General features: G+C 60.5%; 16 protein-coding genes. 8 read left to right on the top strand and 8 right to left on the bottom strand.

Annotated elements, in window-relative coordinates; genetic code table 11:
- The first annotated feature begins 53 nt into the window (after positions 1-53).
- Positions 54-1070 (top strand): DUF4917 family protein, encoded by a 1017-nt coding sequence (locus ACZ445_RS07000; protein WP_464708120.1) that lies wholly within the window; start codon positions 54-56, stop codon positions 1068-1070.
- Here the strand turns inward: ACZ445_RS07000 and ACZ445_RS06995 are convergent, their stop codons facing one another.
- Positions 1071-1598 (bottom strand): helix-turn-helix domain-containing protein, encoded by a 528-nt coding sequence (locus ACZ445_RS06995; RefSeq protein WP_071488902.1) that lies wholly within the window; start codon positions 1596-1598, stop codon positions 1071-1073.
- A 159-nt stretch (positions 1599-1757) separates the two neighbouring features.
- Between ACZ445_RS06995 and ACZ445_RS06990 the strand changes: the two genes are divergently transcribed.
- Together ACZ445_RS06990 and ACZ445_RS06985 are read left to right on the top strand one after the other, a co-directional pair.
- Entirely contained in the window at positions 1758-2540 is a 783-nt protein-coding gene (locus ACZ445_RS06990; RefSeq protein ID WP_058425180.1) for an aldolase, read from the top strand.
- A gap of 28 nt (positions 2541-2568) precedes the next feature.
- Positions 2569-3447, top strand: a complete 879-nt coding sequence (locus ACZ445_RS06985; protein ID WP_058425181.1) for a dihydrodipicolinate synthase family protein — start codon at positions 2569-2571, stop codon at positions 3445-3447.
- Positions 3448-3498: 51 nt separating this feature from the next.
- On the opposite strand, the gene ACZ445_RS06980 is transcribed toward ACZ445_RS06985, so the two are convergent.
- On the bottom strand, positions 3499-3831 hold the full coding sequence (locus ACZ445_RS06980; protein ID WP_058425182.1) for a YegP family protein: 333 nt from the start codon (positions 3829-3831) through the stop codon (positions 3499-3501).
- Between the two features lie 174 nt (positions 3832-4005).
- Between ACZ445_RS06980 and ACZ445_RS06975 the strand changes: the two genes are divergently transcribed.
- The 4 genes from ACZ445_RS06975 (at position 4006) to ACZ445_RS06960 (ending at position 9203) form a co-directional block, all read left to right on the top strand.
- Complete coding sequence (locus ACZ445_RS06975) at positions 4006-4545, top strand: RNA polymerase sigma factor (protein WP_058425183.1); 540 nt, start codon at positions 4006-4008, stop codon at positions 4543-4545.
- On the top strand, positions 4542-5510 hold the full coding sequence (locus ACZ445_RS06970; protein ID WP_058425184.1) for a FecR family protein: 969 nt from the start codon (positions 4542-4544) through the stop codon (positions 5508-5510). Before ACZ445_RS06975 ends, ACZ445_RS06970 begins: the two co-directional genes overlap by 4 nt.
- 128 nt (positions 5511-5638) lie before the next feature.
- A complete protein-coding gene (locus ACZ445_RS06965; protein ID WP_310862686.1) occupies positions 5639-8203 on the top strand; it encodes a TonB-dependent receptor in 2565 nt (854 codons plus the stop codon).
- A 100-nt stretch (positions 8204-8303) separates the two neighbouring features.
- On the top strand, positions 8304-9203 hold the full coding sequence (locus tag ACZ445_RS06960) for a DMT family transporter (RefSeq protein WP_464708118.1): 900 nt from the start codon (positions 8304-8306) through the stop codon (positions 9201-9203).
- A 106-nt stretch (positions 9204-9309) separates the two neighbouring features.
- Here the strand turns inward: ACZ445_RS06960 and ACZ445_RS06955 are convergent, their stop codons facing one another.
- The 5 genes from ACZ445_RS06955 to ACZ445_RS06935 form a co-directional block, all read right to left on the bottom strand.
- Positions 9310-10242 (bottom strand): IS110 family transposase, encoded by a 933-nt coding sequence (locus tag ACZ445_RS06955; RefSeq protein WP_464705228.1) that lies wholly within the window; start codon positions 10240-10242, stop codon positions 9310-9312.
- A gap of 305 nt (positions 10243-10547) precedes the next feature.
- Positions 10548-11750 (bottom strand): class I SAM-dependent methyltransferase, encoded by a 1203-nt coding sequence (locus tag ACZ445_RS06950; RefSeq protein ID WP_464708117.1) that lies wholly within the window; start codon positions 11748-11750, stop codon positions 10548-10550.
- Between the two features lie 221 nt (positions 11751-11971).
- Positions 11972-12589, bottom strand: a complete 618-nt coding sequence (locus ACZ445_RS06945; RefSeq protein WP_071488893.1) for a TPM domain-containing protein — start codon at positions 12587-12589, stop codon at positions 11972-11974.
- A gap of 28 nt (positions 12590-12617) precedes the next feature.
- Positions 12618-13346 carry a TPM domain-containing protein gene (locus tag ACZ445_RS06940; RefSeq protein WP_058425189.1) on the bottom strand — a complete coding sequence of 243 codons (729 nt, stop codon included), beginning with the start codon at positions 13344-13346 and terminating at the stop codon, positions 12618-12620.
- A gap of 18 nt (positions 13347-13364) precedes the next feature.
- A complete protein-coding gene (locus ACZ445_RS06935) occupies positions 13365-13976 on the bottom strand; it encodes a LemA family protein (RefSeq protein WP_058425190.1) in 612 nt (203 codons plus the stop codon).
- Positions 13977-14201: 225 nt separating this feature from the next.
- Between ACZ445_RS06935 and bglX the strand changes: the two genes are divergently transcribed.
- Complete coding sequence (gene bglX, locus ACZ445_RS06930) at positions 14202-16493, top strand: beta-glucosidase BglX (protein WP_058425191.1); 2292 nt, start codon at positions 14202-14204, stop codon at positions 16491-16493.
- A 113-nt stretch (positions 16494-16606) separates the two neighbouring features.
- Here bglX and ACZ445_RS06925 read toward each other — a convergent pair whose 3' ends face one another.
- Positions 16607-17764 carry a phospholipase D-like domain-containing protein gene (locus tag ACZ445_RS06925; protein ID WP_179040725.1) on the bottom strand — a complete coding sequence of 386 codons (1158 nt, stop codon included), beginning with the start codon at positions 17762-17764 and terminating at the stop codon, positions 16607-16609.
- Position 17765: the final 1 nt, after the last annotated feature.

The raw sequence follows: 17765 nt of genomic DNA, 5'->3' as shown, positions 1-17765 counted from the left end.
CGCCCGCTCGTGATAAAGTCACCGTCCAGCCGATTTCGAGTAGACCCGCCCCGATGAAGGATTTCCAGGATATAGACGCCCACCTTGAAGACTGGAGCGTACTGCGCGCGAGCCGCGACTTCAGTGGGATTCTGATCGGCAACGGCGCCAGCCGCACGATTTGGGAAGACTTTGCCTACGACTCATTGTTCGAAAACGCCCGCACCGTCGAAGAAAAGCCCCTCAGCCAATCCGAACTCAGCGTGTTCGACGCCCTGCAAACCCGCAGCTTCGAGCAGGCGCTGGGCGCGTTGAAAACCACCAGCCGGGTCAACAAGGCGCTGGCGGTCAGCTCGGCGGCGCCGCGCAACCGCTATTACGCGATCAAGGAAGCGTTGATCAATACCATCCACGCCGTGCATATCCCGTGGCGCCTGGTACAACCGTCGACGCTGGCGACCCTCAACACTGAACTGAAACAGTACGCCACGGTGTTCACCAGCAACTACGACTTGCTCAACTATTGGGCGATCCTGCACGCGCCGGGCATCGACGACCTGTTCCGCAGCACCGATGCCAGCTTCGACCTGCGCAACACCCGCACCGACGCCACGCGTATTTTGTACCTGCACGGCGGCCTGCACCTGGTGCGCAACCTCGACGGCACTGCGCGCAAACTGCCGACCACCGACAGCACCTTGCTCAGTAGTTTTGCGATCAACAACACCATCAAGACCCTGGATGATGTGCCGCTGTTCGTCAGCGAGGGCAAGGTGCAAGAGAAGCTCAAGACCATCCGCAGTTCGGATTACCTGTCGTTCTGCTATGAGCAGTTGCTGAGCCACGAGGGCGCGCTGTGCATCTTTGGCCACGAGCTGGGGGCGCAGGATCAGCATTTGGTGGACGCGATTCGCCAGGCCAACGTGACGACGCTGGCGATCTCGGTGTCGGGGCGCAGCGATGGGTTTATTCGCCAGCAGAAGCGGCGGTATTCGCAGTTGTTCGACGGGGCTGGAGTGGAGCTGAAGTTCTTTGCGGCGCGTACCCATCCACTGGGTAATCCGGCGCTGTCAGTCCCTGTCGAACGCTGATCACTCTTCGCCGCTGTGCACCACCACCAATAGCTGCGCCTGCACCGGCCCCACCGAGCGCAACCGATGGGGCTTCTGCGCATTGAAGTGCAACGCGTCGCCCCGCTCCAGGATCACCCGTTCATTCATGAAGTCCACCTCCACCTGGCCTTCATGCACGAACAGAAACTCTTCACCCAGATGCTCCTTGAAGGTCTTGTCGGTGAACTCCGCCGGCGGGTAGATGATGAACGGCAGCAGGCTGCGCTCACTGACCTGATGGGCCAGCACCGCATAACCGGGCGAGGTGTCGGGCCGTTCATGGCTGCGCACCAGGCTGTAGCTGTCCAGGCTGACGCTGTCTTCGCTGAACAGTTCCTCGACTTTCACGTTCAATGCCTTGGCCAGTTTCAGCGCGGCGGCAATCGATGGCGTGTTGAGCCCGCGCTCGACCTTGGACAGGTAACTCTTGGTCATCCCGGACTTTTCGGCCAGGGCCTCCAAGGTGACGCCAAGTTTTTTTCTCAATAATTTCAAACGGATAGACATGCGCTGCGGTTAATCCATGCAGTAAGCGATGAGCTGTGCTTGCCAATGACACAAAGTGTCATATAGCATCTTTAGTGTCATTTGCCTTCACCCAACGACCTTGCGAGCAGCGGGAGACAGCAAATCCGACGTCCATTGAACCACCCAAAGGACACCGATATGGCCAAGACATTAGCACTCCCGAAAGACCAACTGGTCAAGCAAGCGCTGATCCAGATGCAAAACACCCTGGCGGATAATACGTGGACCGACCGGCAAAAGCTGGCGCTCACGTGTCGCATCCTGTTCGAGAACGGCCATGACTCCGGCCTGGCCGGGCAGATCACCGCGCGTGGGCCGGAACAGGGCACCTATTACACCCAGCAACTGGGCCTGGGGTTTGATGAGATCACCGCGAGCAACCTGTTGCTGGTGAACGAAGATCTTGAGGTGTTGGAAGGCCACGGCATTCCCAACCCGGCCAACCGTTTTCACAGCTGGGTGTACCGTGGGCGGCCGGATGTGAATTGCATCATCCACACGCACCCCACGCACATCGCCGCGCTGTCGATGCTGGAAGTGCCGCTGCAGGTGTCCCATATGGACCTCTGCCCGCTGTACGAAGACTGCGCGTTCCTGGAGGCCTGGCCGGGTGTACCGGTGGGCAATGAAGAAGGCGAAATCATCACCACGGCACTGGGTGACAAACGCGCCATCCTCCTCTCGCACCACGGCCAGTTGTCCACCGGGGCGAGCATCGAGGAAGCCTGCGTGATCGCGCAATTGATCGAACGCGCGGCCAAGTTGCAGTTGCTGGCGATGGCGGCCGGCACCATCAAGCCGATCCTGCCGGCGCTGGGTCGTGAGGCCCATGACTGGATCTCCCGGCCCAAGCGCCACGGCGCCGCGTTCAACTACTACGCCCGGCAGAACCTGCGCCAACACGCCGATTGCCTGAACTGACGTGCCCTTTTTCGACCGGAGACTTTCCATGTCCAGCCCAACCATTCACGGCATCATCGGCTACACCATCACCCCATTCAGCGCCGACGGCCAACGCATCGACCTCGACGCTTTGGGCCGCTCCATCGACCGCCTGATCGCCAGCGGCGTACACGCTATCGCGCCTCTGGGCAGCACCGGCGAAGGCGCGTATTTGAGCGATGCCGAGTGGGATGAAGTCAGCGCCTTCAGCCTGGCCAAGATTGCCCGGCGCGTACCGACCATCGTCAGCGTTTCCGACCTGACCACTGCCAAAGCCGTACGCCGCGCGCGCTACGCCGAGGCCAATGGCGCCGATGCGGTGATGGTGCTGCCAACGTCTTACTGGAAGCTCAGCGAAGCGGAAATCCTCGCCCACTATGCCGCGATCGGCGACAGCATCGGCGTGCCGATCATGCTCTACAACAACCCGGCCACCAGCGGCACGGACATGTCGGTGCAGCTGATCCTGCGCATCATCAAGCAGGTGGCCAACGTGACCATGGTCAAGGAGAGCACCGGGGATATCCAGCGCATGCACCAGTTGCATCGCCACAGCGATGTGCCGTTCTACAACGGCTGCAACCCGCTGGCGCTGGAGGCCTTCGTGGCGGGCGCCAAGGGTTGGTGCACGGCGGCGCCGAACCTGATCCCACAGCTGAACCTGGATTTGTACGACGCGGTATTGAGCAATGATCTGACCCAGGCCCAGGCGCTGTTTTACCGCCAGTTGCCATTGCTGGAGTTCATCCTCAAAGGGGGATTGCCGGCGACGATCAAGGCCGGGTTGCGGTTGACCGGTTTGGAGGTGGGTGACCCACGGTTGCCGGTGTTCCCATTGGGTGAAACGGCACGCAATCAATTGAAGGCGCTGCTGGACGCCGCCTGAAAAAACGCCCCGGTTCTTGCGAGCCGGGGCGTTTGTCTTTTTGCGACACCTTCAAGTCTTGTCTTTGATCGTGGTCGTCGGGCCATTGGCCTTTACGCTTGCAATGCCATTGTCCCGTGCCGCTGTCGAGGAATACTGCTCGCTGCTGCCGATCACCTGGTGATTGGCAGCCTTGAGGTTAAAAAACGGCTGGCCATTGCTGGCCACTTTTTTCTCATAGCGCTCGTCATGCGGGCTGTTGGTCTGCACGGAAGCAATACCGTTTTCGGCTGCGCTGCGGGTGACGTAAAGCTCGCTCGTCAAAATGGTTTCTGCGTTCGCCGCCTTCAACACAAAACGGAATTGCCCGTTGCTGCTTTTACTCAACTCATACCATCCAGCCATGACTCTCTCCTTATCAAGTGGGATTTTGTTCACTTGCTTGTAGGATTAAAGGTCATACCCGGCTGATTACCAGCCATGGACTCAGTGACTGTCATTTATCCGAATGACAAATGACAATAGTTCTCGATATCATTCACGACTTTTCCACGTCGTGCTTCGTCAAGAAGGATATCCATGTCTCGTCCCAAGCCCGACCCGCTGTCGGCCGATGCCTTTCGCGGGTTTTATACAGATATCCTGTATTTCCTGCGCAAACGCACGGACAACGCCAGCGACGCGGCGGACATGACCCAGGATGTCTTTACTCAGTGGCTGGACTATCGCGACCGGGCCAAGGTCGAGCAGCCACGGGCATTTCTGTTCCAGATGGCGCGCAACCTGCTGCGTGATCACTGGCGCAAACAGAAGGTACGGCACACCGTTTACTCTGATCAGGCCGAAATGGACGCGGAGCCTGTCACCGACGAGCAAAACGATCCCATGGCCGCCGCGCAACGCTTGCAACGCCTGGAACAGTTGAAAGAAGTCCTCGCCGAACTCTCGCCCCGCAGGCGAGAAGCCCTTATGCTGCATCGCTTCGAAGGCCTGAGCCAGGCGCAGATCGCCGAGCGCATGGGCATTTCGACCAGCATGGTGGAAAAGCACATCGCCTTTGCCCTGCTGCATTGCAAGCGACGCCTTCAACACGAACCCGGCACGGAGCAGCCAGAATGAACCGCCTGAGCGACACCGACGTGCTGGACATCGAAGACAGCAACGCCATCGATGCCCAAGCCGCCAGCTGGTTTGCGCGCAACCGCAGTGAAACCGGGCGCGCCGACCGCAAGGCCTTTGCCGCCTGGCAGGCCGAGCCCGCGCATGCCCGCGCCTACGCTGAATTCGAACAGCTGTGGGCAGACCTGGCCCAGTTGCAACAACTGAACAAACCCATGGCGCTGCCCCAGCGCAAACCGTCGGTATGGCGCCCTGCCCTGGCCGTGGCCGCTGCTTTGCTGTGCGCGGTGTTGGCCACCCATATCGGCGCGCCCCGCGAGCTGTATCACACCCAGGTCGCGGCCCATGCCAAAGGCATGCGCACCCTCAACCTGCCCGACGGCAGCACTTTGTATGTGAATGCCAACACCCGCGTACGCGTGGATTTCACCGCGTACCAGCGCATCCTGCACCTGGACAAGGGCCAACTGTATATTGAAGTGGCCGCCGACAAGGAACGGCCGCTGTTCGTGCAAGCCGGTGAGGCCAATGTGCGCGTGGTCGGCACCGGTTTCGACGTGCGCCGCAGCCAGCAACAGTTGGTGGTCAGCGTCGCCCATGGCCAGGTTGCCTTCGAGCCGGATGCAAAGAGCGCCGTGACCTTGCTGGGCGCCCGGCAACGTGCGATCTACAGCTACGCCAAGGGGACATTGCAGCAGCAGACCCTCACCGCCGAAGAGGTCGCCGACTGGCGCAGCGGTCACCTGTCATTTCGCAACCGCGAGCTGGCCAGCCTGATCGATGAGTTGAGCCTGTATCGCCCCCAGGCGCCGCTGCAGGTCAGCAGCGCCGTGGCGCACCTGAAAGTCTCGGGCAACCTGGATGTGAATGATCCGGACGCCCTGCTCAACGCCCTGCCCGCCTTGCTGCCGGTAAAAACCGTGGCTTCCGCCGACGGCATCATGCGCATCGAACCGAGCAAATAAACTCACAAGATTCTTATTTGAGAATATTTTGCATTCGCAGGTGTGGTTTTTTATACCAGCCCCGTCTTCCTCCGGTCTGCACCTGATACGCACACCTTTTCGGCCATTTGGCCACACCGGGGGATTTCATGTTTCGCGCGCCTTGCCACGCTTCGCACCTGTTTCTTCGACCGACCCTGATCGCCACCTGCCTGGCATACAGCCTCAGCGCCCAGGCCGAAACATTCACGCTGCCTGCCCAGGCGCTGGCCACGTCTCTGAGCCAGGTGGCGCAGCAGGCACAGATCCAGTTGCTGTTCGATGAAGAGTTGCTCAAGAACGTGCATGCACCCGCGCTCAACGGCGACTTCACCCCGGAAGTGGCGATTCGTACCCTGCTTAAAAACGGCGAGTTCACCCTGATCAAGGTCGGCAGCACCTATGTGGTAAGGCCCGAAGAGGCCAAGACCACCAACAGCGGCGTGGTTCAACTGGATGCACTGAGCGTGATTGGCACCGGTAGCCAGGTCGACTCCATCACCGTGGGCCGCTCCACCCTGACCCAGGCGGATATCGACCGCTACCAGCCCGATAACATTCCTTCGCTGCTGCAAACCCTGCCCGGGGTGTCCATGGGTGGCTCACCCAAGCCGGGCGGCCAGACCATGAACATTCGCGGCATGGGCGATGCCGAAGATGTACCGATGACCGTGGATGGCGCGGCAAAAAGCGGTTTCGAGCGTTATCAACAAGGCACTATCTTCATTGAGCCCGAGTTGATCAAAAGCATTGAGGTGGAGAAAGGCCCTTACTCGCCATTTACCGGTAACGGCGGTTTTGGCGGCACGGTCAACATGGTCACCAAGGACGCACCCGACCTGCTCAAGGACGGGCAAAATGCCGGGGCGATGGTCAAATACGGCTACGCCAGCAACAACCACGAGCAGGTCTACACCGGCGCAGTGTATGGCCGCACCGACGACGGCCGCATGGATGGCCTGGCCTACCTGACCAAGCGCGACGGCGGCGACCTCAAGCTCGCCGGCACACCGCCCGACCCGCGCAATGAATACCCGATCAACCCCAAACGATTGCCCAACAGCGCGCAGGATGTCGAAGGCCAACTGTTCAAGTTCAACGCGTACTTCACCGACGAACACAGCATGGGTCTGTCTTACTCACGCGCCCAAAGCCAGCGTATGACGCCGTTCTCGGCAAAGTCCTACCCATCACCGCCGACACAATCGACCATCGACCGCTACGGCTACGCCACGGCCGTATCACGCTTCCTGGCCGACCGCGACACGGTGGACACCACCTGGTCGAGCAAGTACGAGTACCACCCCCTGAACAACCCACTGATCGACCTGAAGCTGAGCTACTCGGAGTCCAATACCGACCAGACCGATGAGCGCGCCGAGAATGCCGTCATTAGCCTGGCGACCGGTGGACGCAAGATGGATACGTCCTACAAAGACCGCATCCTCGAACTGCGCAATACCAGCCTGCTGACCACCGGCCCGTTGGAACACGCGGTGACCACGGGCGTGCAGATCCGCAAGCACAAGCGCGAAACCGAAAGCTGGATGCCAGGTGCGACCTACAACACGGCCAGGTACAACTATGGGCATTTTCAGCCGTATTTCATGCCCCACGGCAAGGTCGATAGCAACGCGTTCTACATCCAGGACGCGATTACCCTGGGCGACGTGACCCTCACGCCGTCGCTGCGCTACGACCACGTGCGCAACCGCGGCGAAGCCAACGATGCGCCGTACTACAGCAACCCGGACCCGAAAGTGGGCCACGACTACAGCGACCGCACCTACACCGGTTGGTCGCCACGCCTCGCCGCGTTCTGGAACGTGACCCCGGATGTGGCTTTCTTCGCCAGTTGGAACCGCACCTGGCGTGCGCCAGTGATCGATGAACAGTACGAAGTCCAGGGCGCCCTCAGCACCCGCAGCGCCACCAGTCTGAACCTCGACCCGGAGCGCATCACGGCGATTACAGCGGGCAACGTCACTAACTTCTCGGGGCTCTTCACCCGCGAGGACAACCTGCAACTGCGCACCACGCTGTTCCACAACCGCATCGAAGACGAGATCATGAAGGCCACCGGCGTCGGCTGCGAACGGCAATTGACGGTGTCGGGCAGTATCGATGGGGTATGCAGTGACGCAGCGTCCAGGACCAACTATCGCAATGTGGGTGGCATGACCATCAAGGGCTTTGAGCTGGAAAGCTACTACGACTCGGCCTACCTGTTCGGCTCGCTGACTTATTCCTGGGCCACAGGCAAACGCGACAACCCCTACACCAACCCCTGGGCGACCAACCTGCACGTATGGGCGCGGGATATCCCACCGGCCAAATGGGTGGTGGTGCTGGGTACCAAGATCCCGAGCTGGGACGCGCAGGTGGGCTGGCAGGGCCAGTTCGTACGCAAGACCGATCGCGTGCCCACCGATGTTTACGCGGGCGGTTTGAACTCCAGCATCGGCGACTTCATCTACGACCAGACGGAGAACGCCAGCTACGACACACAAGGCCTGTTCGCCAATTGGAAACCACAGCAGGCCGGTCTCAAGGGCACCGAGATCAACTTCACCGTCGACAACCTGTTCAACCGCTTCTACCAACCGGCACTCAGCGGTGAAGGTGTCTACAGCCAAGGCCGCAACGCCAAAATCAGCATCACCCGCTTCTTCTGAAAAACTGTACGGATAAATCCGCACCCAGCTGTAGGCCCGCAACCGACGGGGGATGTGGCTAGATGGGCTTCCCTTGAAGCCCTCTCGTTTTGGTTGCCCCATGAGCTCGCGCGAAAACACCGGCATGACCCTCGGCCTGCTGGGCGTCATCATCTTCAGCCTGACCCTGCCCTTCACCCGCATCGTGGTGCAGGAAATCCACCCGTTGCTCAACGGCCTGGGCCGAGCGTTGTTTGCGGCGATCCCGGCGGCGGCGTTGTTGCTGTGGCGTCGAGAACGCTGGCCCACCTGGCGCCAGGTGCGCGGGCTGTGCCTGGTGATCGCGGGGGTGATTCTCGGTTTCCCGGTGCTGTCGGCCTGGGCCATGCAAACCTTGCCAGCGTCCCACGGCGCGCTGGTCAACGGCTTGCAACCGTTGTGCGTGGCGCTGTATGCGGCGTGGTTGTCCCATGAACGGCCATCGAAAGCCTTCTGGGCCTGCGCGGCACTGGGCAGTGGGTTGGTGTTGAGTTACGCGTTGATCACCGGGGCCGGCAGTATCCAGGCCGGTGATTTGCTGATGCTCGGTGCAATTGCGGTGGGCGGCCTGGGGTATGCCGAAGGCGGTCGGCTGGCCAAGGAAATGGGCGGCTGGCAGGTGATCTGCTGGGCGCTGGTGCTGTCGACACCGGTGCTGATCGGCCCGGTGTGGTACCTGGCGGCGCAGCATCAAGGCGCGATTTCGATGCGCGCGTGGTGGGCGTTTGGTTATGTGTCGCTGTTCTCGCAGTTCCTGGGGTTCTTTGCCTGGTACGCCGGGTTGGCTATGGGCGGGATTGCGCGGGTCAGCCAGATCCAGCTGTTGCAGATTTTCTTCACCATCGCATTTTCGGCGCTGTTTTTTGGTGAACACATCGAACCGATTACCTGGGTGTTCGCGTGCGGGGTAATCGTGACGGTGATGCTGGGGCGCAAGACGGCGGTGCAGCCAGCCCCAGCCCCCAAGCCAAGCAGAGTCTAATGTGGGAGCAACTGTCTTGATGGCTTTCATCAAGCCATATTTGCAGAGACGGTAATGCTCCCACAGCTGTACGCCGTGTAATTTTTGAAATAGCTACCACGCGGGTTTAGGCGGGCTGCTCTCTCCATTCAGTTCCATCACGGATCATCGCGTTTAGGCGTACTAACAAAACACGCATACAAGCGATGAGTGCCACTTTGGGGCACTTGCCTTTCTCGCGCAGCGCTTTATATCGCACGGCAAACTCAGGCTGAAACCGGATCACTGACCAACAGGCCATGTACAGTGAGCGCCTGGCAGCGAACCTGCCGCCGCTGATGTGGCGCTTACCTTTGTGCTTGCCGCTATCGTCGTTGTAGGGCGCGGTACCGCTTAACGCAGCAATCTGATGCCTACCTATCTCGCCGAGTTCGGGAAGATAGGACATCAAACTGGCCGCCGTAACGAGTCCTATGCCTTTGACCGAGCACAGAAGAGATACCTTTTTACTATCCAGACGTTCAGCGCTTTGGCGAATCAGGTTTTCCAACTGCTTCAACACCCCTTGCAAATAGTCGATATGACTCTGTAATGCAGGTTTGATCACTTCAGAGGAAGCCGTTTTAAGCCGCCGTTTATCGTCATCTCTCTGCTGAACAAAGTGCTCCCGCTGTTGAACCAGCGCGCGCAGATCATCCTGCTCGGCGCTTGTAACGCGACTATCGGGTGATTTGATGACCGCTGCAAACTGCGCAAGAAGGCGTGCGTCTATCGGGTCGGTCTTGGCTTGTTGTCCCATCGCTTTGGCGAAACTTTTGGCTCGGCAAGGGTTAATCCGTATGACTTCAAGGCCGGCAGCTTGAAGCGCTTTCATGACTTTGCGCTCGTAACCGCCAGTAGCCTCAAGCAACACACGGCCTACACGATGCAGAGCGAGCCATCCAATCAGTCTGGGAAAATCACTTTCGCAATTGGGACAACTCATCGCCACATCTAGTTGATCAACCAGGATTTCTAGGCTGTCGCTGGAAACATCAATACCTGCTGGATAGGAAAACATGGCCAAACCCTCTTACACTCAAGGTGAGAGCGCTCTGGCTTGGCCCACGCTTGTAACTGTTCGAGGTGGGCTCGTTCAACTGTTCGGGCTCAATGACCAGAGTGGAGAGGTGAGTGGCAGCATGGGCTCCCACACGTGCTTTATGCACTTCGGGCATTCAGCTTGCCACTCACCGCTCTCAACCTCAGTTTAATCCTGGCTCAAGACACAAGCGGGCTTGCTCGCGAAAGCGATGTGTCAGTCACCTCTATTCAGACTGATCTGACGCTTTCGCGAGCAAGCCCGCTCCCACAGGGGTGGTGTGGTCAACTTAGGAAGCCATCCGCGCGCAGCAGGGTTTCCAGGCAGTGTTCGGTGATGTGGTAGAACGCCTTCAGGTCCTGGATTTTATCCAGCAACTGCGCGTTGTCCAGCGGCTCTGCGCGCTTCACGGCCAGGATCATCTTGTTCTTGTTGGTGTGCTCCAACGAGATGAACTCGAACACCTTGGTCTCATAACCGCAGGCCTCCAGGAACAACGCACGCAAACTGTCGGTGACCATTTCGGCCTGCTGGCCCAGGTGCAGGCCGTATTGCAGCATCGGCTTGAGCAGTACCGGGCTCTGGATCTGCAGGCGGATCTGCTTGTGGCAGCACGGCGAGCACATGATGATCGACGCGCCGGAGCGAATGCCGGTGTGGATCGCGTAGTCAGTGGCAATGTCGCAGGCATGCAAGGCGATCATCACATCCAGCTCACTGGGTGCCACGCTGCGCACGTCGCCACATTTGAACACCAGCCCGGGGTGCTCCAGGCGGGCGGCGGCGGTGTTGCACAGGCTCACCATGTCTTCGCGCAACTCAACGCCGGTCACTTCGCCCTCGGCCTTGAGGGTGTTGCGCAGGTAGTCGTGGATGGCGAACGTCAGGTAGCCCTTGCCCGAGCCGAAGTCGGCGACGCGCACCGGCTGGTCCAGCTTCAGCGGTGACGAGGTCAGCGCATGGCTGAACACTTCAATGAACTTGTTGATCTGCTTCCATTTGCGCGACATCGACGGGATCAAGGCCTGCTTGGCGTCGGTCACGCCCAGGTCGGCAAGGAACGGCCGGCTCAGGTCGAGGAAGCGGTTTTTCTCGCGGTTATGCTCAGCCGAAGGCGCTTCGCGCAGTTGCTGCGGCTTGCTTTTGAACAGCGAGCTTTTGTTCTTCTTGCTGTATTCCAGCTGGGCTTCGTCGGTCAGCGCCAGCAGGTGGGCGTTCTTGAAAGACGCCGGCAGCAGCTCGGCAATCGTTGCCACACCCTCGGCCACCGGGAAGTTCTTGGTGATATCGCGGGTCTTGTAGCGATAGACGAAGGACAGGCACGGCTGCTCCTTGACCGTTACCGGCTTGATAATCAGCCGCTGCAACTCGGCTTCATCGCCGACGTACTTGGCCAGCACCAGCTTGATAAACGCATTCTGCGCGAGGCTTGCGCTCAGCAGTTCGATGAACTGGGCATGATGATCCGGTTGAGCAGTGACAGACATGAACAAAAACGCCTGGGGCAGGGAATGCCGGGCATTTTAGGGGGGATGGGCCGGGAGGGCACGGGGTTATTTGATCAGCGGTCGTTTGATGGAACACCACAGAACCCAATGTGGGAGGGGGCTTGCCCCCGATGGCGGTGTGTCAGTACTTGATTTATTGGCTGATCCACCGCTATCGGGGGCAAGCCCCCTCCCACATTTTTAGCCCAGTGTTGAGTCTTTTATTCGAGTACGACCAGGCGATTGGGCAGTTCATTGCGGGTTTGCGTCACCGGCACATGCACCTTGAGCAACTCGCCACAGGCCTCGATGCACGCAACAAACCCCGCCAACGTCTGCCCCTGCTTCACCTGCTGGGTAAACGCCTTGACGATCCCATCCCAGTTGCTGTCATCCAGGCGACTGGAGATGCCGTCATCCACCAGGATCTCCACATACCGCTCGGCCTCGCTGACGAAAATCAGCACACCGGTGCTGCCCAGGGTGTGGTGCAGGTTCTGCTCCAGGAACTGGCGTCGCGCCAGGTTGGACGCGCGCCAGTGGCGCACCGAACGCGGGATCAACCGTGTCGTCACCTTGGGCAGGCGAAACACCAGGCACAGCACGATGAAGGTCGCCCATTGCGCCAGCAGCAAGGTGTACATGGTCAGGTAGCCCGACAGGTAATGCACCACTCCCGGCACCACCAACGCGATCAGGCTGGCCCACAACAGCGGGATATAGGCGTAATCATCGGCGCGGGCGGCCAGCACGGTCACCAGTTCCGCGTCGGTGGTCTTTTCCACGCGGGCGATCGCTTCGGCGACTTGGCGCTGCTCGTGTTCAGTCAGTAATGCCATGGTTGTGCTTGCTCTCTCATTATTATCATCACCAGCCGCCTGAAGCCCCGCCACCGCCAAAGCCGCCACCGCCGCCACGGAAACCACCGCCGCCGCCCCCGCCACCACCGCCGCGTCCGCTGCTGCTGAGAATCGCCAGCAGGATCGCGCCCACCGGCAGGCCCAGGCGATTGCACAGCCACAACACGCCGATCAGCAGGATAAACAGGCCGATGGAAAACCCGGGATTATCCTTGGCAAAGTTGGCGTCCGCCACATGGGCCGGCACGGCCAGCGGTTCGCCGCCCACCACCTGAATCATCGCCGCCACGCCGTCGCTGATGCCCTGGCTGAAGTTGCCGGCCTTGAACTTGGGTGCAATCACCTGGTTGATGATCACCCACGACTGCGCATCGGTGAGCACACCTTCCAGGCCGTAGCCGACTTCGATGCGCAATTTGCGCTCATCGCGGGCGACGATCAACAGTGCGCCGTTGTCCTTGCCCTTCTGGCCGATGCCCCACTGGCGGCCCAATTGATAACCGAAGTCCTCAATCGGCACGCCTTGCAGGTCGGGCACGGTGACCACCACGATCTGGTCGCCGGAGGTCTGCTCCAGCACCTGCAACTGCTGAGTGAGTTGCTGGCGCGTGGTCGGGTCGAGCATCTGGGCGTTGTCCACCACCCGCCCGGTCAGCGCCGGGAAAGTCAGCGCCGCCTGGGCCACGCCCACGCAGGCCAACAGCCACAGTGCCAGGCCTATCCGTAATAAACGCATCGACACCTCAGCGCGGCCTTATTTGAACTTCACTTGCGGCGCTTTATCGGCATCGGCACTGGTGGCTTCAAACGTGGCGCGAACCGGCAAGTCGCTGTACATCACGCTGTGCCACAGGCGGCCCGGGAAGGTACGGATCTCGGTGTTGTAGGCCTGCACCGCCTGGATAAAGTCGCGACGGGCCACGGCGATGCGGTTTTCGGTGCCTTCCAGCTGGGATTGCAGGGCCAGGAAGTTCTGGTTGGCTTTCAGGTCCGGGTAGCGCTCGGACACCACCATCAAACGGCTGAGTGCGCCGCTCAAGCCGTCCTGGGCTTGCTGGAATTGCTTGAGTTTTTCCGGATTGTCGAGGGTGCTGGCATCCACCTGGATCGAGGTGGCCTTGGCCCGCGCTTCGATCACGGCGGTGAGGGTGTCCTGCTCATGGGCGGCATAGCCCTTGACCACTTCCACCAGGTTGGGGATCAGGTCGGCGCGGCGCTGGTACTGGTTCTGCACCTGGCCCCAGGCGGCCTTGGCCTGTTCGTCCAGGGTCGGGATGTTGTTGATGCCGCAACCGCTGAGCACCGTACCGATCAATAGCAGAACCGCGGCTTTCAAGCCCCAGCGGTAACCTTGTGCTGCTTGCATGGTGTTTCTCCTGGCGAACCTTGATGGAATTGGGCACCGGTAAGGCATAATCCGTTGCCACGACTGGATTGCATCGAATCAATCAGCTAAAAAGATGCCCACCGCTAATAAGAGTTCCGAAGTGTGCGGCATTTGTCGGTATAACACTCGAACAACAACATACGTTCCCCACATTTTGGCAGAACAGCGCATTTTCGCTGTGCAGTGAGCCGAAAAAGGATATTCATGAAGAAGCTGTGTTTGCTCGGCCTTGTTGCCACGCTGGCCACCCACCCCGTCTGGGCAGAAACAAAGCCTGCTGCGCTCAAGGACAAGGACGCCTTCGTCAGCGACCTGCTCAAGCAGATGACCCTCGATGAGAAGATCGGCCAGTTGCGCCTGATCAGCATCGGCCCTGAAATGCCCCGCGAGCTGATCCGCAAGGAAATCGCCGCCGGCCGCATCGGTGGCACGTTCAACTCCATCACCCGCCCGGAAAACCGTCCGATGCAGGACGCGGCCATGCGCAGCCGCTTGAAGATCCCGATGTTCTTCGCCTATGACGTAATCCACGGCCACCGCACGATTTTCCCGATCAGCCTGGCCCTGGCCTCCAGCTGGGACATGGACGCCATCGGCCGCTCCGGGCGCATCGCCGCCGAGGAAGCCGCCGCCGACAGCCTCGACATCACCTTCGCGCCGATGGTCGACATCTCCCGCGACCCGCGCTGGGGCCGCACCTCCGAAGGCTTCGGCGAAGACACCTACCTGGTCTCGCGCATTGCCGAAGTGATGGTCAAGGCCTTCCAGGGCGTAAGCCCGGCGAACGCCGACAGCATCATGGCCAGCGTCAAGCACTTCGCCCTGTATGGCGCAGTGGAAGGCGGCCGCGACTACAACGTGGTCGACATGAGCCCGGTCAAGATGTACCAGGACTACCTGCCGCCGTACCACGCGGCGATCAAGGCCGGGTCAGGCGGCGTGATGGTGGCGCTGAACTCGATCAACGGCGTGCCCGCCACCGCCAACACCTGGCTGATGAACGACCTGCTGCGCAAGGACTGGGGCTTCAAGGGCCTGGCCGTGAGCGACCATGGCGCGATCTTCGAACTGATCAAGCACGGCGTGGCCAAGGACGGGCGTGAAGCCGCCAAGCTGGCGATCAAGGCCGGCATCGACATGAGCATGAACGACTCGCTGTACGGTAAGGAATTGCCCGGCCTGCTCAAGTCCGGCGAAATCGAACAGAGCGACATCGACAACGCCGTGCGCGAAGTGCTCGGCGCCAAGTACGACATGGGCCTGTTCAAGGACCCATACCTGCGCATCGGCAAGGCCGAGGATGACCCGGCCGACACCTACGCCGAAAGCCGCCTGCACCGCAGCGACGCGCGCGATATCGCACGTCGCAGCCTGGTCTTGCTGAAAAACCGGGACAACACCCTGCCGCTGAAAAAATCCGCGACCATCGCCCTGGTCGGGCCGTTGGCCAAGGCGCCGATCGACATGATGGGCAGCTGGGCCGCCGCCGGCAAACCCGAGCAATCGGTGACCCTGCTCGACGGCATGAACGCGGTGATCGGCGAAAAAGGCAAGATCATCTATGCCCGTGGCGCTAACATCACCAACGACAAGGCGGTGGTGGACTACCTGAACTTCCTCAACTTCGATGCGCCGGAAGTGGTGGATGACACCCGCCCTGCCCAAGTGATGATCGACGAAGCGGTGAAAGCCGCGAAGGATGCCGATGTGGTGGTGGCTGCCGTGGGCGAGTCCCGTGGCATGTCCCACGAATCGTCCAGCCGCACCGACCTGAACATCCCGCAAAGCCAGCGCGACCTGATCAAGGCCCTCAAAGCCACCGGCAAGCCGCTGGTATTGGTGCTGATGAACGGTCGCCCGCTGTCGATTCTGGAAGAGAACCAACAGGCCGACGCGATCCTGGAAACCTGGTTTGCCGGCACCGAAGGCGGCAACGCCATCGCCGACGTGCTATTCGGTGACTACAACCCGTCGGGCAAGCTGCCGATCACCTTCCCACGTTCGGTGGGGCAGATTCCCACTTATTACAACCACCTGACCATTGGCCGGCCATTCACCCCAGGCAAGCCGGGCAACTACACCTCGCAGTACTTCGATGACACCACCGGTCCCCTGTTCCCGTTTGGCTATGGTTTGAGCTACACCACGTTCGGCCTGTCGGACATGGCGCTGTCATCCACCACCCTGAACAAGACCGGCAAGCTCGACGCCAGCGTGACAGTGAAGAACACCGGCAAGGTGGATGGCGAAACCGTGGTGCAGCTGTATATCCAGGACGTTGCCGGTTCGATGATCCGCCCGATCAAGGAGCTGAAGAACTTTCAGAAGGTCATGCTCAAGGCGGGAGAAGAACGCACCTTGCACTTCACCATCACCGAGGAAGACTTGAAGTTCTACAACACTCAGCTCAAGTATGCGGCGGAGCCTGGCGAGTTCAATGTGCAGATCGGGTTGGATTCCCAGGACGTACAACAGCAAACCTTCGAACTGCTGTAAACATGTGGGAGGGGGCTTGCCCCCGATAGCGGTGGTTCAGTCAATATTTTCAGTGACTGACACCCTGCAATCGGGGGCAAGCCCCCTCCCACATTTGCCTCACAGTGGACTGGCTAGCCGCGTCTATCCAGCACGTTCACCACCAACCGATCAATCCACCCCCACACCCGCTGCTTCACCCGCCGCCACAACGGCCGCGACTTCCACGCCTCCAGGCTCACCGCCAGGCTTTGCGCGAAATCCCGTTCGAAACTGCCCGCCACCGCCCGCGTCAATTCAGGGTCCAACGCTTCCAGGTTGGCATCCAGGTTGAAGCGCAGGTTCCAGTGGTCGAAGTTGCACGAGCCCACACTGACCCAATCATCCACCAGCACCATCTTGAGGTGCAGGAAGCACGGCTGATACTCAAAAATCTGCACGCCCGAGCGCAGCAAGCGCGGGTAATAGCGGTGGCCGGCATAGCGCACGGACGGGTGATCGGTGCGCGGGCCGGTGAGCAGCAAACGCACGTCTACGCCACGCCCTGCGGCCCGACGTAACGCACGGCGAACGCCCCATGTGGGAAGAAAATACGGAGTCGCCAACCAGATCCGCTGTTTGCTGCTGTTCAAAGCACGTATCAGCGATTGCAGGATATCGCGGTGTTGGCGGGCGTCGGCGTAGGCGACACGACCTAGCCCCGGCCCGGTGGCCGGCATCCTGGGCAAGCGTGGCAAACCGAAATGGGTGGCCGGCTTCCACGCACGGCGCGCGTTGTTGGCGTGCCATTGGCGGTCGAACAGGGCTTGCCAGTCGAGCACCAGGGGGCCGCTGATGTGCACCATCACTTCGTGCCAGTCGGCGCTGTCGTTGCCTGGCGTCCAGAATTCATCGGTCACGCCGGTGCCGCCGACAAACGCGATGTCCTGGTCGATCAACAGCAGTTTGCGATGGTCGCGGTACAGGTTGCGCATCCACCGGCGCCAGCGCAGGCGATTGTAGAAGCGCAGTTCCACACCGGCATCGGTCAAGCGCCTGCGCAGCCCGAGGGTAAACGCCAGGCTGCCGTAATCATCGAACAGGCAGCGCACCTGAACACCGCGTTCGGCGGCCAGCACCAGCGCCTGCACCATCGCTTCGGCGCAGGCGCCGGCTTCCACCAGGTACAACTCCAGCTCCACTTGCCGCTCGGCACGGGCAATACCCACCAGCATCTGCGGAAAAAAATTCGGCCCGTCGATCAACAACTCGAAACGGTTGGCGCTGCGCCACGGGAACACCGCGCCACTCACG

Source organism: Pseudomonas allii (genome assembly GCF_055380095.1).
Note: the sequence above shows the minus strand (reverse complement) of the source record. Positions and strands in the feature narration are given on the sequence as shown.